Annotated in this window: 6 protein-coding genes and 1 pseudogene; 4 read left to right on the forward strand and 3 right to left on the reverse strand. The window is 50.3% G+C overall.

All coding sequences use genetic code 11. The features are described from left to right. Window positions 1-324: 324 nt before the first annotated feature. A complete protein-coding gene (gene nrdA, locus GVI43_RS01725; protein ID WP_159564768.1) occupies window positions 325-2,610 on the forward strand; it encodes a class 1a ribonucleoside-diphosphate reductase subunit alpha in 2,286 nt (761 codons plus the stop codon). 44 nt (window positions 2,611-2,654) lie between these two features. After that, window positions 2,655-3,791, forward strand: a complete 1,137-nt coding sequence (gene nrdB, locus GVI43_RS01730; protein WP_159564770.1) for a class Ia ribonucleoside-diphosphate reductase subunit beta — start codon at window positions 2,655-2,657, stop codon at window positions 3,789-3,791. Between the two features lie 86 nt (window positions 3,792-3,877). On the opposite strand, the gene GVI43_RS01735 is transcribed toward nrdB, so the two are convergent. From GVI43_RS01735 to GVI43_RS01745, 3 genes are all read right to left on the reverse strand, one after another. Next, window positions 3,878-4,231 (reverse strand): hypothetical protein, encoded by a 354-nt coding sequence (locus tag GVI43_RS01735; RefSeq protein ID WP_159564772.1) that lies wholly within the window; start codon window positions 4,229-4,231, stop codon window positions 3,878-3,880. 141 nt (window positions 4,232-4,372) lie between these two features. After that, on the reverse strand, window positions 4,373-5,578 hold the full coding sequence (locus GVI43_RS01740) for a nicotinamide mononucleotide deamidase-related protein YfaY (protein WP_159564774.1): 1,206 nt from the start codon (window positions 5,576-5,578) through the stop codon (window positions 4,373-4,375). Between the two features lie 222 nt (window positions 5,579-5,800). Then, the gene (locus GVI43_RS01745) at window positions 5,801-17,881 is read right to left on the reverse strand and encodes an autotransporter outer membrane beta-barrel domain-containing protein (RefSeq protein ID WP_159564776.1); all 12,081 of its coding nucleotides are present in this window, start codon (window positions 17,879-17,881) and stop codon (window positions 5,801-5,803) included. Between the two features lie 599 nt (window positions 17,882-18,480). On the opposite strand from GVI43_RS01745, the pseudogene GVI43_RS01750 reads away from it, so the two are divergent. Then, window positions 18,481-19,432: pseudogene (locus tag GVI43_RS01750) on the forward strand (transposase); the annotation flags it as partial. Between the two features lie 494 nt (window positions 19,433-19,926). Continuing rightward, complete coding sequence (tyrP, locus tag GVI43_RS01755; RefSeq protein WP_343032120.1) at window positions 19,927-21,072, forward strand: tyrosine transporter TyrP; 1,146 nt, start codon at window positions 19,927-19,929, stop codon at window positions 21,070-21,072. Window positions 21,073-21,531: the final 459 nt, after the last annotated feature.

The raw sequence follows: 21,531 nt of genomic DNA on the forward strand, positions 1-21,531 counted from the left end.
ACAAGCCCGTTAAGCATTGGTTTCCCCACCGTTGAATAAACCCGCCGCGATCAATTTTTGTATATAATCGTTAAAAATATATTTCAAGTATGTAAGCAAGAACCTCCAATGAACACGGGAACTTAGCTCCCTTATCCAACAAGTTATCCACAAAAACACCCCATTTTGTTCACTTGCAAAAATCATCATTAAACACTATCTTGTATTTCATCAACCAACACACCACTATATGTTGTGTTTTTGGCATATAACCACGCCGTTAGGCTCCACGCGGCATCCGGTTATGTAAAGCACAAATTCTCACGGAAAGGTACGTATTACGCTATGAATCAAAGTCTATTAGTCACCAAACGCGATGGCACCAAAGAGCGCATCAATCTCGATAAAATTCACCGCGTCATCGATTGGGCAGCCGAAGGCCTGAATAACGTTTCAGTCTCTCAGGTTGAGCTTCGCTCACACATTCAGTTCTATGATGGCATCAGAACGTCTGATATCCATGAAACCATTATTCGTGCTGCTGCAGACTTAATTTCGAGCGATACCCCTGACTACCAGTATCTGGCTGCGCGTCTTGCCGTGTTCCATCTGCGTAAAAAAGCCTACGGTCAGTTTGAACCACCGGCTTTATATACTCACGTCAAAAACATGGTAGAAATGGGCAAATATGATAGCCATCTTCTGGAAGACTACTCGGTCGAAGAGTTTGAAGAGATGGAAACCTACATTGACCACTGGCGTGATATGAACTTTTCTTATGCTGCCGTTAAGCAGTTAGAAGGGAAATATCTGGTCCAAAACCGCGTTACCGGCGAAGTATACGAAAGCGCTCAGTTCCTCTACATTCTAGTGGCGGCCTGCCTGTTCTCGCGCTATCCGCAAGAAACTCGCCTTGGCTATGTTAAACGCTTCTACGACGCAATTTCGACCTTCAAAATTTCGCTGCCTACGCCAATTATGGCCGGCGTACGTACGCCAACCCGCCAGTTCAGCTCATGCGTTCTGATTGAGTGCGGTGACAGCCTTGATTCAATTAATGCCACCGCCAGCGCCATTGTGAAATACGTTTCTCAACGCGCCGGTATCGGTATTAACGCCGGTAGAATCCGCGCGCAGGGTAGCCCAATCCGTAACGGTGAAGCCTTCCACACTGGCTGTATTCCGTTCTATAAACACTTCCAAACGGCGGTGAAGTCCTGCTCTCAGGGCGGCGTTCGCGGCGGTGCTGCTACCGTGTTCTATCCGCTATGGCATCTGGAAGTGGAAAGCCTGCTAGTGCTAAGAAACAACCGGGGCGTTGAAGAGAACCGGGTTCGCCATATGGACTACGGCGTTCAGCTCAACAAGCTGATGTATCAGCGTTTGGTTAAAAACGAAAACATTACCCTTTTCAGCCCGTCCGACGTACCGGGGCTGTATGACGCGTTCTTCGCCGATCAGGACGAATTTGAGCGCTTATATGCCAAATACGAAGCTGACTCTTCAATTCGCCAGCGTCAGGTTAAAGCGGTCGAACTGTTCTCACTAATGATGCAGGAACGCGCTTCTACCGGTCGTATCTATATACAGAACGTCGACCACTGTAATACCCATAGCCCGTTTGACCCAATGGTTGCGCCGGTTCGCCAGTCAAACCTGTGTCTGGAAATTGCCCTGCCAACCAAGCCATTGAACGACATCAACGATGAACAAGGCGAGATTGCACTCTGTACGCTTTCTGCCTTTAACCTCGGCGCCATTGAGCGTTTAGATGAGCTTGAAGAGCTGGCCACCCTTGCCGTACGTTCTCTTGATGCGCTGCTGGACTATCAGGATTACCCAATTTTAGCCGCTAATCGCGGTTCAATGGGCCGTCGTACGCTGGGTATTGGCGTGATCAACTATGCTTACTATCTGGCGAAAAACGGCGTTCGTTACTCTGACGGCAGCGCCAACGGCCTGACCCACAGAACCTTTGAAGCCATTCAGTATTACCTGTTGAAAGCCTCGAACGAACTGGCCCGTGAACAGGGGCCGTGCCCGTGGTTTAACAAAACCCGTTACTCCCAAGGCATTTTGCCCATTGATAACTACAAAAAAGATCTCGACGGTTTATGCAACGAACCGCTGCGCTATGACTGGGAAGCGCTGCGTAACGATATTAAAACCCACGGCTTGCGCAACTCCACGCTGTCAGCCCTGATGCCGTCAGAGACGTCATCACAAATTTCTAACGCCACTAACGGTATTGAACCGCCGCGCGGCTATATCAGCGTTAAAGCCTCTAAAGACGGTATTTTGCGCCAGGTTGTGCCTGACTATGAAAAGCTAAACGATGCCTACGAGCTGCTGTGGGATCTGCCGAACAACGACGGCTACCTGCACTTAGTTGGCCTGATGCAGAAATTTGTCGACCAGTCGATTTCGGCTAATACCAACTACGATCCGAGCCGTTTCCCGGGCGGAAAAGTGCCGATGAAGCAAATGCTTAAAGACCTTCTGACCGCTTATAAATACGGCGTAAAGACCCTTTACTATCAAAACACCCGCGACGGTGCTGACGATGTACAAGGCGATCTATTACCGGCAAAGCAGGACGATGACTGCGAAAGCGGTGCCTGTAAGATTTAATCTATTTGTGGGGCAACTCAGCCCCCGATTTTAAGGGATTTATTATGGCTCATACCTACACTACATTCTCTCAAAATAAGAACGACCAGTTAAAAGAACCGATGTTTTTCGGTCAGCCGGTTAACGTAGCCCGCTATGACCAGCAAAAGCATGAGCTATTTGAGAAACTGATTGAGAAGCAGCTCTCCTTCTTCTGGCGCCCTGAAGAGGTTGACGTTTCCCGCGATCGCATTGACTATCAGGCGCTGCCTGAGCATGAAAAACACATTTTCATCAGCAATCTCAAATATCAGACCCTGCTGGACTCCATTCAGGGGCGTAGCCCCAACGTGGCATTCCTGCCGCTAATATCGATTCCTGAATTAGAAACCTGGGTAGAAACCTGGTCATTCTCAGAGACCATCCACTCCCGCTCGTATACCCATATCATCCGTAATATCGTTAATGACCCCTCTATCGTATTTGACGATATTGTGACTAATGAAGAGATCCTGAAGCGCGCTAAAGATATTTCGGGCTATTACGATGACCTGATAGGTATGAGTAACTACTATCACATGCTGGGAGAAGGCACCCACCAGATTAACGGTAAAACCGTTACCGTTAATTTGCGTGAACTGAAAAAGCAGCTCTATCTGTGCGTGATGAGCGTTAATGCGCTGGAAGCGATTCGTTTCTACGTCAGCTTCGCCTGCTCTTTTGCCTTCGCTGAACGCGAACTGATGGAGGGTAACGCCAAAATCATCAAGCTTATCGCCCGCGATGAAGCCCTGCATCTGACCAGCACCCAGCATATAATTAACCTTATGCGCAGCGGCAATGACGATCCTGACATGGCTGAAATTGCCGTTGAATGCCAACAGCAGTGCTACGACCTGTTTGTACTGGCCGCGCAGCAGGAAAAAGAGTGGGCAGACTACCTGTTCCGCGACGGTTCGATGATTGGGCTGAATAAAGATATTCTGTGTCAGTACGTTGAGTACATCACCAATATTCGTATGCAGGCAGTAGGCTTACCGCTACCGTTTGAAGCCCGCTCTAACCCAATCCCATGGATCAACGCTTGGTTAGTTTCTGATAACGTTCAGGTCGCACCGCAGGAAGTTGAAGTCAGCTCCTATCTGGTCGGCCAGATCGATTCAGAAATGCACGCCGACGACCTGCGTGATTTTGAACTGTAAGTCAGTCAACGGTAAGCCAGCCGTTACGTTATTAATAACAAAAGAGCCCGTTAATTAACGGGCTCAGCTCAAACCAACTGCCAGTCTCACTTAAACAAATTGGCTACCCAGCGGTCGTCTACCCATTCAAAGCCAATCTTATCCAAATTAGTCTCAACTGCGCCAGACTCAGGAATTCTAAAATCCGAGTAAACATCGCAAACAACCATTTGGCCCTGCTGAACGTGACAATTCTCAAGTTGCTTAACCCGAATACAGCCGATATCCGCTTTAACCATATCAACGGCAAAAGCGCTATCGTGGGCCTGCGCATCGTTCAGCAACGTTGATTTTATCGCTGAATCAGCTTCAGCAACGGTCGGTAATTTAGGCACAGAAGTACAGGCAGCCAACAGAAATAACGGGGTGACAGTCAGGCTAAATAAACCGAATATTCTCATCAACCTCTCCATGTTAACTATCCAACCGTTGAATCAACTTTCGATACCATAGCTAAGCCGGATAAATAAAGAAAGCGCCACATACGGTGTGGCGCTCGACCTGCTGCTGATAAGCTAGCCTTGTATGCCATAAACCAGCACTCAGTCCGCTGGCCCGACCCTTTCCACCACTTCCAGCCATTCATAATTACCAAATAGCTCTCGATTATTCAGCCAACGCGATAGCATATCCAGCGCCAGCATGACGCTGACATCCTGCTGGATCTTCGCATCATGATGACGAGGCATATAGCGAACCCGTTGAGCATAACAGCCTTGAGCAGTGGCGATCGCCAGCGACAGGCAGCTTTGATTGTAATCGCCAATCGCTATGCCTAACGACGTACCCTGAGTGCCTGCCAGCGCCCGTGCTTCCGCCATCAGTTGCTTTAACGCCTGAGGCGAATTATCCGCGCTGACCATCGCCTCCCGCACCGGTGCTTTAGCCGATAACAAATTCCAGCTTAATAGCCCGGCGCTAAAGCGCTCGCTTAAGGCTAACGTTAGCCCCCGTTCATTTAAGGTTTTGCTGATGATCGACGCTAACCCTTCGGTCCCTTCATACAGCATATTGTCACCAACGCCCTGCCTGATGATTTGCCAGCTTTTGAGCATCGGTTCGCGCTGTGACGCCGGGCCGGTAAGCTTAAGCTCAATGATCGGCATGGATGAACGATAGCCCATCACGCAGCCTTCCGGTAACGTCAATACGTCAAACTGTTGAGCTAAGCTACTTTCGGTACGACCAAAGCTGGTCAAACGAAGGCACAGCGGCGATTCAGGCAAGGTATAGCGTTGACGAAGGCGGGGTAATATTTGGTCGTTAATCATCACTTTGAATTCAGAAGGAACGCCGGGTGTAAAAAACATCAGGCAATCGTTAATAACGATCGAGAAACCACAGGCCGTTCCCACCGGATTATCCACCAGCTCTGCGCTTGCGGGGATCATCGCCTGCTTACGGTTAGTCACTGACATTTCACGCCCGCGGGAGGCAAAGTATTGCTCCATATACGCAATCCACTCCGGATGCTCAACCAGCGGCTCTCCCGCTGCGGTTGCCGCAGCCAACGCGCTCAGATCGTCACTGGTTGGCCCTAAGCCGCCGTTCACAATCAATATGTCGGCGCACAGGCTTCGCTCGAGGAGTTTTTGAACCAGACTCTCAAGGGAGTCGCCCACCGTTGAACGGCTGCTTAATGGGATTCCCTGTTGGAAAAAGCGGTCGGCCAGCCATGCCGCATTGGTATCGACAATTTGCCCATGCAGAACTTCATCGCCCGTACTTAACATTTCAACCATTAACATTGGCTCACTCCCAACTTTATTCGTTTGAATATTATTATAGTTATGCTTCTACGGCATATTGCCCCTATTTTTAGCCGAATGCTATAACCAGCCGGGGCAGCGGTCGGTTAAAAACGGGATAACGCCTGGCTGAATCCAGCATAAAATAAACCCGGTGATATAAAAAAACCAATCACCGGGCTTATCAACAACGGCCGTTCTATAAATAGGTTAGCTTAACCGCTACCAATTATATTTAACCCCCACCAGACCGGCGTAGCTACGATAGCCATTATCTCCGGTTTGCCCGCTGACGTTACCCCACATTTGTAGATTTTTAGACAGATTGCCCTGTAAACCTACTTTAGCTTCAAAACGGTTGTTCGGCACATCATCGTGCTGGCTCTGGCCATCGAACGCGATGGTATTTGCGACCTTACCGTTCCACCAGTTAACTTCAGCAAACGGCTGAATCGCAGCCCCGTTCGGGGTAATATTGCCGATCAAACGCAGGCCGGTACGGGTGATGAGATTGTTATTGCCACCCTGCTGAGCAACCTGAGTTCCGTTGTCTTCAGTAATATCGTCACTATTATAGTTAATATAAATCGCCTGAACCTGAGGCTCCAGAATCCATTGGTTAGAACCATATTTTGCCAGCTCAAAGCCATATCCGGTTTCAACCGATGTCGTCATGGTCTGGCTGTTATAATTCTCTTCAGCCAAGCCCTTACGGTTAACCTTATTGTTATACCAACCGTATTGCATCCAGCTGTCAACGTAGGCCCCGGTGCGGGTTTTGTCATCCGCAAACCAAGTACCATAAACGCCAACGCTATAGCCATCAACCTGCCCGTTTGCTTTTGCGCTATTGCCGTCGGCATGAACGTCGGTTTTGCTCTGGCCGATACCGCCCATTACGCCCACTTTAAGCAAGTCGCTACCGTTTGAGCTCCAACGCCCGACATCTCCGCCAAGCTGAACCAGCGTGGTATTGGTTTTTTGGTCAATCACACCGTCGGCGGCTTCACTATCAATATGGTCATTGACTATACGGCCCCAGATTGATGATTCCTCATCCGACCCACCCGTTCTAGCCTGCTCTCCTTGACGATCTTTAAAGGTATGCAGGAACATGGTTTGAGCGACCATTTGGTTACCCAGATAGGCGCCGATTTCCGGGCGCAATAACAATCCTGGAACCGGGTTTGGTACCGGGCCGTCACCGGTCACTGAACGCAGATACCAGTTACCATCGGTCGGCTGGCTGGCGCTACCCAGATAAAGCCGATACTCATAAGAACCGGCCACCACCGGGTTAGACAGTGAGAATCTACCGTCGGAAGCCCCACCGCTGACGCTGACAACCTGAATGCCTTCGGTGGTTGGAGCGCCGCGACCGCCAAGGTTATTCACCCGCAGGTTAGTGCTGCCGCTGCTTCCCCCCAGAAGTACCAGTTTGTCAGATTTGGAATTATCACCGCCCAGCACGCTGTTCAACTCAACGGTGCCGTTATTACCGGTATAATGACCGTTGACCGTCAGCGTATTCCCCACTTGAGAACCGGCCAGCACCACCGTACCGCTATTGTTCAGCGTACCCAACAGCGTTAAGTTGCTGGCGCTGGCTGACGAATAATTACCCAATGCGTTAAGCGCAGAAATAGTGCCGTGATTCATCACGTTACCGGTGACGCTACCGGTACCGGCCAGTGTTCCGCCGCTATTAACGGCCACATCACCTGCACCGCTCGCACCGAGAGTCGCACCAGACATTGTCGCGTCACCGATAATCAACGCACCGCTATCTACCACCGAGGTGCCGGTATGGCCTAGCTGATTAACCAACAGTTCCCCGCTACCGGCCTTAACAAAATCACCGCTACCGGTCAGCGCATTGGTAAACGTCCAGTTACTGCCGTTGGCGACGGTAAAATGCCCGTTATCAATAACCGCTGCGCTGCCAAGGTTTTCAGACTGACTAACCGTCATCGCGGCACCGCTATCAATACTGTAGATACCGCTAAAGCCTGCATTGGCTCCGGTGATATTGACGTTAGTCCCGCTGCCCAGCACCACATTACCGCTACCGTTAATGGCATTGACAAAGTTTCCGGCAACGCTCTTACCGTTAAAGGTTATCAGGCTGAGAATAGCGTTAGTCGCCGTCAGGTTAATTCCGCCGCTACCCAGACTCTGAGCGTCATTTAGCCGCACTTCTGAACCACTACTCAGCGTGGTTGTCACGCTCAGCGTCGAATTTGCACCGTCAATGCTAACGATGCTTGGATCAATAATGAACTCGCCGCTGCCGATCAGTTGTCCGCTAATCATACCGCCGTCAGTGCTGCCGGCACTGCGCAGCGCGCCATCGATGGTGAACGTACCGCCGTTAAAGTTAAACAGAGTACCCACCGCGCTGTTAAGCGCACCGACCGACTGGGAGACACCGTTTAAATCTAAGCCAACGCCGCCGGTGGTCAGAGCCACCGACTGGGTATGCCCCAGAGAATTATTGGTGCCCAGCCGTAACGTGCCGCTATCAACGGTGGTGACACCGGTATAATCGTTGGCCGCATTGGCCAACGTCGCCGTACCCACCGCCAACACGTTAAGATTGCCTGAACCAGTAATTTTGGCGCCGAGCGCATTGTCCGTCGCAGAACTATTTTCCAGTACCAACGTTTGCCCGGTCTGTATATCCAGCTGTTGAAGGTTAAAACCTATCCATAAACCATTGGAGCGCACGTTAGCCGTGTAGTCATAGCTGGCAATAGCCGTGATAGGACTGGTGATATTATTGCCGCTGTGAATATTAATTTCATAGCCAGCACCTACCGGCGAGCCATCCTGAGCGGTTAACGCCAGCTGAGAGCCAACGCCCGTCACAGTACCGCTGGCGGCAACCACCTGCAGCAGTATGTTGTCATCCTGATCAAAGAAGTTATCGTTAGCTTCCGGCATCACGCCCGACGGGTTAGGATAATCAGTCGGTACACCGGCAGCCAGCGTACCGCCAGCAATGGTATCTAAACGATTAACGCTCAGCACGCCATCGTTATTAAATCCGGTCATGTTGGCCGACAGCGTACCGCCATTAAAGCTCAGACCACCGATAGTCCGGTTATCGGCCAGTAAAGAGCTACCGCCAGCATCCAGCTTAAGCGTGGCATTAGCCATCGCCGCGTCAGAAGCGGCATTCAGCTCAAACTGCCCAGTCACCATCTCCAGCGTGCCGTTAAATCCGGCGCTAACGCCCGAAGCAAAGCGGAAGATATCGGTGACAGAAGAGAGATCCGCAGCCAGCGTACCGTGGCCCGCCAGAGTATTAATAAAAGTAAAATTACCGGCTACGGTTGGATCAAGGGTTAATCGACCGTTAAGCAGCACATCGCCGCTACCCAAGTTTGCCGATTGAGTGATATAAGCGGAGCCCGCGTTGGCGATCGTCCAGTTACCGCTGTATCCGCCATTAAGCCCAGTGATACTCAGGTTAGTCCCGCTGACCAACGTACTGCCAACGCCGGTCAGAACGCTGTTTAACTGAAGAGTATTACCGGTTATCTGAAGCTGTCCGTCGTTATTGATAGCATTGCCAAAGCTGGTAGTACCAACGTTCAGGTTGAGTACCCCGGCACTATCAATATCGATAGCACCACCGCCTACGCCACCCGCGTTACTCAGAGTTAGCGTACCGTTATTCACCTGAGTGGTGCCGGTCATCCCGTTGGCCGTAGAGATAGTCAGATTACCCGTTCCCGTTTTCACCAGCGCGCCAGCGCCGGATAACGCATTAGCCAGCGTCCAGTTGGTTGCGCTGTTGATGGTCAGAGTTCCGGCGTTGGCCACGCTGGCCGTTCCCAAATTATTGGCGACCCCGGCAATCAGATTAGCGCCCGAATTAACCGTGAAGTTACCCGCAAAGCCGCTGCTATTGCCGGTGAGGGTTGCTCCGTTAGTCTGAACAATCACGTTTCCTGCGCCTGATAGTCTATTGGCCAGCGTCGCCGCACCGGTAGCCGCTAAGGTCAGACTATTAGCCGTGGCGATATCAACATTGCCGCTGCCAAAGCCTGATAGATTATTCAACGTGGCATTACCACCGTGTAAATTTACCGTCGCATTTAGCCCGCTATTGGCCGCATTCACCGTCAGCGTGCCGCCGGTCAGATTCAACAAACCGCTACCGGTTAATCCACCGTTGATTTGCCCGCCGTTACTGATGGTTAAGCTACCGCCGCCCAGTGAAATATTGCTGGTCGCCGTATCGCTCACGCCGCCAACAGTTTGGCTATGGCCATTTAATGCCAGCCCGCTGGCTGCCGCTAGCGTTAATCCACTGGTGACACCGAGAGCGTTATTGGTACCCAGCGCTAAGGTACCCGCGCTAACGCTGGTTAAACCGGTATAACCGTTGTTACTGTTAGACAGGGTGACCGTCTGACCGGCCGCCGCGCTGGCATTCACATCCAGACTACCGCTACCGATAAGTAGCGCCTTCAGGGCCGCGGCATTGCCCGTTGCACCAGCGCCAGCGGCTAAATGTAAGGTTTGTCCGCTTTGTAGATCCAACTGGGTCAGACCGTCATTAATATACAGACCATCATTATTGGTGCCGCTGCTCAGGCCAAAATTGTAGCTAGCTACGGCCACGATATTGCCGCCTTCGGTCACGTTGATGATTTTCGGGCTACCGACTGGATTTCCGCTCTGATCGACCAGTTGAAGATTACCGGCACTGCCGGTCACTGAGCTAGCGCTGACGATCTTAGTCAACAGATTGGCATCATCCTGTTCCAACAGGCTTAATCCAGAAGGCAAAGGGTTCGGGTTCACAAACCCGGTATTGGTCACATTCACCTGAACCTTGCCGCCGTTAAGCGCCAGATCGCCGGTGGTAATCGAGCTTACCGGAGTACCATTCCCCGGCAGGCTAACGTTAAAGTTCAGCGTACCACCGTTAAGATTGAGGTTGCCGATAGCCTGAGTGCCGCTGCCCACGACGGTGGTGTTGCCGCTATTCAGTTTTAACGTAGCGTCGGTCAGGGCCAATGTATTCACACCCGATAAGGCGAACTGGCTATTGCCCAACGCGACCGTACCGCCAAAATCAACGCCCGCGCTCAGGGCAAAGTTAAAGGCATCGGTTGCGCTGAACATACCGACCGTCAGGGTGCCGTCGCCGGTCAGCTTATTGGCAAAGCTGTAGCTCCCCGCCGCCGTTGGGTTGATAGATAGCCCGCCGTCAAGGTTAACCGCGCCGCTGCCTAAGTTGGCCGCCTGCCTGATGGTCGCCGAGCCGGTGCTGGCGATATCCCAGTTGCCGGAGTAGCCGCTGTTAGCGCCGCTAATCGTCACGCCGCTGCCGCTAAGCGAGGTATTGCCGCTGCCCGTTAGCGCGTTGGCAAAAGTGGCGCTGTTAAAGGTTAAATCCAGCTCACTGCCGCTCGCAATGGCAATGCCACCGCTGCCTACTCCGCCCGTATTGCTGAGGGTTAGCGTGCCGTTATTCACCTGCGTTGCGCCGGTTCGGCTATTGGCGGTAGCGATAGTCAGGTTGCCGGTGCCGGTTTTCACCAGTGCGCCAGCGCCGGATAAGGCATTGGCCAGCGTCCAGTTAGTTGAACTGTTGATGGTCAGGGTTCCGGCGTTGGCCACGCTGGCCGTTCCCAGATGGTTAGCGACCCCGGCAATCAGATTAGCGCCCGAATTAACGGTGAAGCGACCGGCAAAGCCGCTGTTATTACCGCTTAGCGTTGCGCCATTGGTCTGAACGGTGACGTTTCCTGTGCCCGACAGGCTATTGGCCAGCGTGGCGGCGCTGGCTACCGCCAGAGTCAGGTTGCTGGCCGTAGCGATATTAATATTGCCGCTGCCAAAACCTGCGATGTTATTCAGCGTGGCGTTGCCGCCGTTTAGGTTCACCGCCGCACTCAGCCCGCCGTTGGCCGCATTCAGCGCCAGCGTTCCACCGGTCAGGTTTAGCGCGCCGCTGCCGGTTAATACTCCGCTGCTTTGCCCGCCGTTACCGATGGTTAAGCTACCGCCGCCCAGGCTGGTAGTGCTGGTGGCGGTATCGTTAAAGCTACCGATAGTCTGGCTATGGCCGTTTAATAACAGCCCGGTATTGGCCGTTAGCGACAGTGCGCTGGTCGCGCCCAGTGCGTTATTGCTGCCGAGGCTTAACGTACCGGCGCTGACGTTTGTCGCACCGGTATAGCCGTTAGTGGCGTTATTAATCGAAATCGTTTGACCGGCCGCCGCGCTGGCGTTCACATCCAGATTACCGCTGCCAATTAACCGCGCGGTCAGCTGCGCCGCGCTACCCGTGGCCCCTGCCGCAGTATTCAAGTGCAGAGTCTGGCCGCTTTGCAGATCCAGCTGGGTCAGGCCATAGCTCAGATACAGGCCATCGTTATTGGTACCGGTTTGCAGACCGAAGCTATAGCTGGCTTTGGCAACGAGGTTCGCCCCTTCCGTCACGTTGATAATCTGCGCACCGTTAACGTCAACGTCAGCACCGTTCTGATCGATCAACGTCAAATTTCCCACACTGCCGGTCACGCTAGCGGCAGCAATCAGCTGTGACTGTAAATTCCCGTTATCCTGCTCTATCAGATAGGTACTGCCCACCCCCGGGGTTAAACCGGAGGTGGTCATCTGAACCTTGCCGCCGTTTAAATCCAGATTGCCGGTAGTAATCATGCCCGCAGGATCGGTATCGCCCGGCACGCTAATATCAAACACCAGCGTGCCGCCGTTAAGATTGAGGTTGCCGATAGCCTGAGTGCCGCTGCCCACGACGGTGGTGTTGCCGCTATTCAGTTTTAGCGTCGCGTCGGTCAGGGCCAATGTATTCACACCCGATAAGGCGAACTGGCTATTGCCCAACGCGACCGTACCGCCAAAATCAACGCCCGCGCTCAGGGCAAAGTTAAAGGCATCGGTTGCGCTGAACATACCGACCGTCAGGGTGCCGTCGCCGGTCAGCTTATTGGCAAAGCTGTAGCTCCCCGCCGCCGTTGGGTTGATAGATAGCCCGCCGTCAAGGTTAACCGCGCCGCTGCCTAAGTTGGCCGCCTGCCTGATGGTCGCCGAGCCGGTGCTGGCGATATCCCAGTTGCCGGAGTAGCCGCTGTTAGCGCCGCTAATCGTCACGCCGCTGCCGCTAAGCGAGGTATTGCCGCTGCCCGTTAGCGCGTTGGCAAAAGTGGCGCTGTTAAAGGTTAAATCCAGCTCACTGCCGCTCGCAACGGCAATGCCCCCGCTGCCTACGCCGCCCGCATTGCTGAGAATCAGCGTGCCGTTATTCACCTGCGTTGCGCCGGTTCGGCTATTGGCGGTAGCAATAGTCAGGTTGCCGGTGCCGGTTTTCACGATCAGGCCTGCACCGCTCAGAGCATTGGTCAGGGTTGCGGCACTGGCTACCGCCAGCGTCAGGCTATTAGCCGAAGCGATATCAATATTGCCGCTGCCAAAACCCGCGATATTATTCAGCGTGGCGTTACCGCCGTGTAAATTTACCGCCGCACTCAGTCCGCTGTTGGCGGCATTCATCGTCAGCGTGCCGCCGGTCAGGTTTAACGCGCCGCTGCCGGTTAATACTCCGCTGCTTTGCCCGCCGTTGCTGATGGTTAAGCTCCCCCCCCCCAGATTGGTCGTGCTGGTGGAGGTATCGTTAAAGCTACCGATAGTCTGGCTATGGCCGTTTAATAACAGCCCGGTATTGGCCGCCAACGACAGTGCGCTGGTCGCGCCCAGGGCATTATTACTCCCTATGCTTAACGTACCGGCGCTGACGGTTGTCGCACCGGTATAGCCGTTAGTGGCGTTATTAATCGAAATGGTTTGGCCGACCGCCGAACTGGCATTCACATCCAAATTACCGAGGCCGATTACCCGCACCGATAGTTCAGCTGCGCTGCCGGTGGCACCGGCTGAGGCATTTAAATGCAGGGTTTGATTATTCTGTAGATCTAACTGGGTCAGGCCATAGCTAACGTACAAACCGTCATTGCCAGACCCGGTATTCAATCCTATGTTATAGCTGGCTTTAGCAACAACATCGCTACCTTCAATAACGTCGCCTATCTGAGCAGCAGTGATAGCAACGCCGTTCTGGTCGATTAGCTGTAAATCACTCACATTCCCCGTGACGGTATTCGCTGAGATCATCTTCAAGCCCAGCGTTTGGTCATCCTGTTTCAATAGGTTGGTAGTACTAGAGGCCAGCGTGCTAAGGCCGGAGGTATTAATCTGAATGTTGCCGGGAGTCGCTGAAATATCTAGATTATCAGTCGCAATTCTCGCCGTTACAGTGCTGGCGGAGAGGTCATTTAACCCAAAGTTTAACGTACCGCCGTTAAGAGTAAGGTTGCCGATCGCCTGAGTGCCGCTGCCCACGACGGTGGTGTTGCCGCTATTCAGTTTTAACGTAGCGTCGGTCAGGGCCAGTGTATTCACACCCGATAAGGCGAACTGGCTGTTGCCCAACGCGACCGTACCGCCAAAGTTAGCGCCCGCGCTCAGGGCAAAGTTAAAGGCATCGGTTGCGCTGAACATGCCGACCGTCAGAGTACCGTTGCCGGTCAGCACGTTGGCAAAGCTGTAGCTACCCGACGCCATTGGGTTAATGGATAGCCCGCCGTCAAGGTTAACCGCGCCGCTGCCTAAGTTGGCCGCCTGCGTAATGGTGGCCGAGCCGGTGATATCCCAGTTTCCGGTATAGCCGCCGTTGACGCCGCTAATCGCTACGTTGCTGCCGCTAAGCAAGGTATTACCGCTGCCCGATAGCACGTTGGCAAAAGTACCGTTACTCAATGCCAGATCCAGTAGCGCACTATTGGCAATCGCAACGCCACCGCTGCCCGCAGCAGCCGCGTTGTTTAACTGCAATATGCCGGCATTAATCTGAGTGTCACCGGTGTAGGCATTTGCGGCACTGAGCGTTAGGCTGCCGGTACCCGATTTGGTTAGACCGCCGCTACCGGTAATTTGACCGGCATAGGTCGAGTTACCGTTTTGATTAAAAACCAGCGCGCCGTTGTTAATAATATCGCCGGTTACGCCGCCGGTAAGCGCGCCGGTGCCGATCTGCAGCGTTCCCGCATTGATGGTGGTATCGCCAGTATAGGTATTCAGAGCCGATAAAATCAGGGTGCCCGCGCCGTTCTTAGTTAAGCCGATGCCGTCCCAGCTAGCGGTAGGATTGGCCAATTGATCGTTGAGAACCACATCAACATTAAAAACGTCGCCGGGATTGGTTAGGGTAAAGGTACCGCTTGAGACAGGAAGCGGAGAAAACCACGCAAGGCTTAAACCCACGTTATAGTCTTGATCGCTGTTGGCTTTGCTTCCTATTAGCCTGAGATAGTCTACCGTAGTAGTACCGCCGAGGTTAAAGTTAGTGAAATCACCGCTGATGCCGTTAGCCCCGGCGGTGTGGATGATCGTTTGTTGGATCGCGGCCAGAGCGCTGGCGCTGGAGGCTTGGCTGGTCACAAGCCCGGAAATCGCTAACGTTCCGCCCAGGCTCGCAGTACCGCTGGTAATCGGCGTACTGCTACCCAAATCAATACTCAACGTTGAATTGGCGGCCTGAGTAAACAAACCGCCAACGTTCAGGGTTGAACCGCTAGATATCGAGGTTGTCGCGTTGCCAGAGGTCGAGTAACCACCGGTGGTACTGAAAACGCCGGCCTGCGCCAGATTCAAGATACCCGAAGTCACGCTTGCCGCGTTCACAGAAGAGCCCGTACCGGTTAGCGTGAGCGTGCCGGTTCCCTGCTGAACAAGTGATTGCGTATTGATCGAACCGCTAAAACCAAATATATCGCTACGGTTAAAGGCCAAAGTACCGTTAGCTCCGGTGACGTTACCCGTAATACTACCGGCGGTGGCGCCATTACCAATTTGTAAAGTACCGGCGCTTATTGTCGTACCGCCGCTATAGTTATTCTCACCGGCGAGAATTAAGGTTCCCGCCCCTTGCTTGATAAGCGCCCCCACGCCAGAGATAACCCCTGACAGCGTATTGGTGTTGGCCTGAGTATCGATACTGCCAGCGCTATTGAGCGTTACCGCACGGCCCGAAGTAAAACCACTGCTGAACCTCAGCGCGCCACCGTTAAAAGTAAGCTCTCCGGCCGCAGCACCAAGGTTATTATCCGCGCCTACGCTAAGGATACCGGCGTCCAGATGGGTTCCGCCGGAATAGGTATTTACGCCCGAGAGCGTTAACGTACCGCTACCGGCCTGAGTTAATACGCCCGAACCGCTAACAATGTTGCTAAAGGTCAATGCATTGGAGCGATTAAAGGCCAATATGCTGTTATCAACCACGCTTCCCAGAATGCTACCGGTCGTACCACCGTTACCAATTTGCAGCGTACCGCCGCTGATAGTCGTGCCACCAGTGTAAGTCGCCGTACCGGTTAACGCCATAAGCCCGTCGCCTAGCTTAGCAATGCCATAGCTGCCGGACTCTTCGTTCACATTGGCGCTAACCAATAGATCAATACCGGCAGCGCCATTGGCTACGTTAAAAACGGCCGCATTGCCGGGATTACTGTCATAGATGGTAACCAGTCCGGCAATCTCAGAGCTATTGGTTGAGGCCAAAGTATTAACCGTGGTACCGCCACCAAAAGAAAAATTCCCGCTTCCCGTGGTCTGCATCAACGCACCGGCCAGATTGTAGGTTACTCCCCACCCGTTGGTGTCATTACCGGCATGAGTCAGCGTACTGCTATTAAGATTAATAGTCCGAACGCTGTTAGTCGGCGAGCTATATCCCAGAACGTCTGAGCCGTTTAGTAATAGAGTGGCACCTGAATTAACGGTGATTTCACCAACAAGAAGCCCGGCACCGGTGTATTGAGAGGCCGGGTTATTGCCTAATTGCAAAGTCCCGTGATTAACCACAGTACCGCCGGTAAAGGTGCTGGCTCCGGTCAGTATCGTCGTTCCCGTTCCTTGCTGAGTAAATGAACCGGTACCGTCGATCGGATCGGTATAGAAATAGGTATTACTATGATTGACGATTAGGTTTCCATTAACGTGCAACCCGGTAACGACATCACCAAGAGTTCCGCCATTGCCCAACTGAAGCGTGGCCCCGCTGGCGACGGTGGTACCAACCGCAATAAGGGTTCCAGTGACTATCAACGCTCCGTTGTTCACCGCGATAACGCTATTTCCGCTGCCGGTGAAGGTAGCATTACCGCTAAGCGTCCAGCTGGAACCTATCATTGACAAACTGTTAAGGCCGATCATATTGCTGGCTACGCTGCCCGCATTTTGTAATGTTAGCGTATTACCGGTACCCGAACTGTTGATATCACCGGTTAAGCTAGAACCCGTATCTAAGGTTATGGCGTTATTATTGCCAACAATATTGATCGCGTTACCACCCAAGCCAATGATAGTCCCGCTATTGATTACGCTATTATTGCTACCCGAGAGTAAAATACCGGAACCTGACGTACTGGAAATACTACCGCTATTGGTGATAAAGCTATTGCTCTGTAGGTTAATACCAGCATTGCTAGATCCCTGAATTTGTCCAGTAACGCTATTAGTAACGGTAGTGACACCCGTAGCCGCTAACGTATTGATACCGAATAAATATCCATTAAGTAAACCGTCATTATTGACGGTGCTAGAACCGACTTCTAATTGAATGGCTGAAGGATAAAATGTATTACCTATCCCTGTAAGGATAGATGCACCGGCGTGATTATTGATGGTGGCGCCTGTCGACGTGCCGGTTACCGCTATTCCTACCGATGTGGTTGAACTGCCGATATTGCCATTGATGGTACCAAAATTATCAACGGTACCCCCTCCGCTGCGATAGTTGATACCATAACTACTGGTACCGCTAATATCTCCATAGTTGGTGACATTGTTATTAACACCGCTAGCAGCAGCCATGGCAACACCGTATGTGTTGCCCGTTATTAAACCGGTACTTTGATTAATTAAAGATCCTTCGATAGTAAACCTAACAGCGGAATTACTGCCACTAGTCTGAGTAATAGAACCGGAATTGGTTAACGTTACGGGTGCTATACCAGTAATTTCGAGAGTCGCGGGTCCTAGCGAGGAAGTGATAACCGTTCCAGCATTAACCAGATAGTTACTATCAGTACTTAGAGTTTGAGACGTTGTTGAACTACCTATCGTTACCGTTGCATGCGCTGACAACGATAGGCCAAACAGTGGGGCGCTTAGCATACAGCTACGGATTGCTCGATACAGTAGCGTATAGCGTATAAGTTTCTTAAACCGTACATTAGTTTTACCGTTAGGTAGCCTATTCATTTTATTTATCTCCCGCCTTAAACAAATTACTCCACACCATTATTAAGTTATTAGAAATCAATAAACTGATAAGAATGCATTGCAGAAATATAGTTATCTAAAAGCGCCTATAGCTACTAAACAATTACCGGCAAAAGCCATAAGACAACGCTTACCAACAAATTAAGTCAGAAAATTATTATTAGTAAATATTTCTAATTATAAAAAAACAAAACGCATAATTACAGAACATCCAATGGGTTGCAATATACCTCCATCAACCCATTGTAAAATCTAATCCGATACCATTACCTTTAGCTATGAAATATAATATATTTCCCACAGATATCTTGACATACAAAAAATAGGACATAGCAATGCGTGTTATTTAAATGGAACTTTCGTATCATAAACAAAATATCCAATATAATTAATTAGTTGAAATTTACAACCAACACCACACCACCTCTTGATATGTGTTGTAACATATTATAATAATAAGCGAAATTAATAAAACAGATGAAAGAATAGAAAATAAAACAGTTTGGGATTTAAACTACCCTTAAATCGAGGCACATATAATTAGACTATCTATTTTAACTTTACAATTAGGAGTGCTTATGAAAAAAACTCGTTTTACAGAGGCTCAAATCGCCAGCATCTTAAAAATGGCTGATTCAGGAATAAAAGTAGATGATATTTGTCGTCAACACGGCATTAGCAATGCCACCTACTATAATTGGAAATCAAAGTATGGATGTATGGTGAATAAGGATATAAATAGAATAAAACAACTTGAAGAGGAAAATATAAACTTAAAGAAGTTGTTTTCTGAAGTCAGTCAGGAAAATCATGCTATGAGGGAACTTTTTGTAAAAAAGGGTTGGTAATGGCAGAGCGAAAATCCTGTGCTGAAACGTTAGTTACATCAGGATTATCTGTCATGAAAGCCTGTCAGATGACGGCATTAACACGTTCTGGTTACTACCGACAGCCCGTTGACTGGAATGAAAAAGATAGCCAAGTTATTGCAGCCATCCAGTCTATTTTAGCCAAATACCCACAGGCTGGATTCTGGAAATGCTACTTTCAGCTTCGTATTGAAGGCTATCAGTTTAATCATAAACGAGTTTATCGCGTTTACTGTCGTTTAGGGCTAAATTTAAGGCGTCGGACTAAAAGGTCCGACAAAAACAATAAAGACGACCTCAATGAATCGCCATAATAGCGAATTCTCATTGGGTTTGATGCATGATGAGTTGTATTACCAGAAACAATTTTAGACATTGTCTATTTAAGATGAAGAGGCTCGGGAATATCTAACGATTGAAGCTGAACCATTATTGCCAGCAAAACGGGAATTCCCGTTCTGGAACCTTTAAAAGTAGAACACGGCTAGCGAAACATATTGTTATTGATAATGGTCCGGAGTTTATTTCGGTTAACTGATTAAAATGAAATGAAGGAAACAATATCCAATGGGTTCATATTCAGCCGCACCCAACAAAACGGACTTATTGAGCATTTTAATGGTTTTTTCATCGTGAGTTTTTAAATGCGTACTGGTTTGATTGATTAAGCCCGGTTCTCTAACTGGTCTAATTTTGGCAACAAATTAAACAATGAAAAAATACGCAAGAAAATGAAAGAATACGTGAAAGCATAGGAACTATGCCCACGGCGGAATTCAGAAAACAACTGGCAAACGCTAATTAAAGAATGTCCCAGTAACGGGGAAGCCAACATTATATCAGCGGGGCTTGTCGTAAAATCTCACTAACAAAAAATATAGGGTGTGACTTTTCTATTTACTTTTATCGCTGATTAATTAACCGTAAAGTTTAAAGTACAGCTGTACCTATAGTTTGACACGCCAATATATCTCACTTACCCTAACCGCATCTTTAAACAGCTGGCGCTATGCCGTTGTTTAAGCATGATTATAAAACCGTCAGAACGCAGCTTAACTGACTTCGATAACACCATTAAAATAATCCGAGGTTCGGGTGAGAAATCGCACTTTAGGCAGTATTTTTATCGTGGCCGGCACCACTATCGGTGCAGGAATGTTAGCCATGCCGCTGGCGGCTGCCGGAGTAGGCTTTGGCGTTACCCTGATGATGCTGATCGTGCTGTGGGGGATGATGTGCTATACCGCATTACTATTAGTAGAAGCCTATCAATATGGTGATTCTGCTGATGGACTCGGTACGCTGGCAAAACGCTATTTGGGTGCAAAAGGAAATATGCTTACCGGGCTGGCAATGCTATTTCTGATGTACGCTTTGGTTGCTGCCTATATCAGCGGCGGCGGCGAACTGGTGTTAGTTAGCCTGAATGAGTCTTTCAATCTTAACTTGCCTCCGATAGCGGGTCCGTTAGCTTTCACCATTATTGGCGGCGGCGTGGTATGCGTCGGAACTCACTCGGTAGATATTATTAACCGTGGTCTATTTACCACAAAAATTATCTTCTTGGTCGTCATGCTGACCGTCATGATGCCCCATGTAAAAAGCGCCAATTTGCTCACCCTCCCCATCGAGCAAGGGCTGGCTCTGTCAGCCATTCCAGTAATTTTCACCTCTTTTGGCTTTCACGGCAGCATTCCCAGCATCGTTAAATACATGAACGGTGATATCGCCAAGCTGCGTAAAATATTTATTATTGGTAGCGCCATTCCGCTAGTTGCCTACATTCTGTGGCAACTGGCAACCTTGGGTGCCATTAGTTCCCATACCTTTATGGGCATTATTGCTGCAGAATCGGGGCTTAATGGCCTGCTACAAGCGGTGAAAGAAGTGGTGGATACGCCTTCGGTTGAAATTTCAGTGCGTTTATTCTCTGCGCTAGCGCTGGCAACCTCATTTCTTGGCGTCGCGCTAGGGCTATTTGACTACCTTGCTGACCTGTTCAAACGCCGTGATAACGTATCCGGCCGTTTACAAACCGGGCTCATTACCTTCCTGCCTCCGCTGATGTTTGCCCTGTTTTATCAAAAGGGTTTCATTATGGCGTTAGGCTACGCCGCTATCGCGCTGTCGGTCTTAGCCCTTCTGCTACCGGCAATGTTAGTCATGCAAACGCGTAAGCAGCACGCTGATGGCTATCGCGTTCTGGGCGGTTCGTTCGGGCTGTTGGTTGCCTTCTGCTTTGGATTGGGTATTATCGCCATTCAGCTAGGCATCGTATTTGGCTGGTTACCACAACACTAATTTTTCTAGCGCTACTGGGTTCAGCGGAGTAAGCGATTGTTCCGTTGAACTCGCTGACATCGTTGTTTAATTTGAAATTCCGAACAATCGTTAAGCAGAAGCACGCATATTCCCGTCCCTGTCATCTTACTATTTCTCCAAAAAGCGCAATTTGTGATCCAGTTAACTTCATGGTACAAAACATATCCCCACGTAAGTAGCTACACTAAATAGTTAGAGCGACTTTTTATCCGCTCCTAAAACAATAAAAATTGATAGCGTTTTTTTGACCAACAGACCATTTCTGTCAAAACCTGCCTTCCATATGATGGAAAATACCGCAGGTATATTATGACAAACTGAATTATTTCATCGAGATATGCAGGGTATCTACTCAATATGAACTTATATTGAAAATGCTAATGGTCATAATAGGCCGTAACGATTAGCCATTACCTGACAATATCTCTATTAATGGTA

This window comes from Budvicia diplopodorum (genome assembly GCF_009800925.1).
Lineage (GTDB): Bacteria > Pseudomonadota > Gammaproteobacteria > Enterobacterales > Enterobacteriaceae > Budvicia > Budvicia diplopodorum.

Coding starts and splice junctions, on each gene's coding strand:
- nrdA (WP_159564768.1), top strand. CDS start 325: ATGAATCAAAGTCTATTAGTCACCAAACGCGATGGCACCAAAGAGCGC.
- nrdB (WP_159564770.1), top strand. CDS start 2,655: ATGGCTCATACCTACACTACATTCTCTCAAAATAAGAACGACCAGTTA.
- GVI43_RS01735 (WP_159564772.1), bottom strand. CDS start 4,231: ATGAGAATATTCGGTTTATTTAGCCTGACTGTCACCCCGTTATTTCTG.
- GVI43_RS01740 (WP_159564774.1), bottom strand. CDS start 5,578: ATGTTAATGGTTGAAATGTTAAGTACGGGCGATGAAGTTCTGCATGGG.
- GVI43_RS01745 (WP_159564776.1), bottom strand. CDS start 17,881: ATGAATAGGCTACCTAACGGTAAAACTAATGTACGGTTTAAGAAACTT.
- tyrP (WP_343032120.1), top strand. CDS start 19,927: ATGTTAGCCATGCCGCTGGCGGCTGCCGGAGTAGGCTTTGGCGTTACC.